Genomic DNA, 640 nt, shown 5'->3' on the forward strand with positions numbered 1-640 from the left:
GCGATCAAGCGTTGGCGCGCCGAAGGCGGCATGGGATGCGTCTGGATTGCGGTGGAAAGCCTATACAGCATGGATGGCGACTGCGCGCCTTTGGAGAGCCTGGCCGCGCTTGCCGATCGGCACGACGCATTCATCGTCATTGACGAGGCGCATGCCACCGGCGTCTGGGGACCGGACGGCCGGGGGCTGGCCGCCGCTTTCGAGGGCCGCGACAACATCGTCGCGCTCCACACCTGCGGCAAGGCGCTCGGCGCATCTGGTGGGCTCGTGACCGGGCCGAGGACACTGTGCGAGTATCTGATCAACCGTTGCCGGCCATTCATCTACGCCACCGCGCCATCGCCGCTGATGGCGGTCGCGGCGCGCGAAGCGCTCGCAATGCTCGCCGACGAGCCTATGCGGCGTGTTCAGCTGCGTGAACGCGTTGCCCTCGCAGGCCGCCAATTGGTCGATGGCTGCGGCGTGATGCCAAGTGGCTCTCAGATCCAGCCCTTGGTGATCGGCGATGTCAGGCGCACCATGGCAGTGGCGGCGCGCCTGCAGGCCCGCGGCTTCGACATACGCGGCATTCGTCCGCCGACCGTGCCCGAGGGCACGTCGCGGCTGCGCATCTCACTGACGCTCAATATCGGCGAAGCCG

The 640-nt window shown here is 67.7% G+C and carries 1 protein-coding gene; it reads left to right on the forward strand.

Annotation, left to right across the window (positions count from 1 at the left end; all coding sequences use genetic code 11):
* Positions 1-640 (forward strand): aminotransferase class I/II-fold pyridoxal phosphate-dependent enzyme (locus NKJ84_RS33100; protein WP_352510020.1); only part of this gene is annotated, 640 nt, incomplete at both ends.

Origin of the sequence: Mesorhizobium sp. M0048 (assembly GCF_040323405.1) — a bacterium.
Classification (GTDB): domain Bacteria; phylum Pseudomonadota; class Alphaproteobacteria; order Rhizobiales; family Rhizobiaceae; genus Mesorhizobium.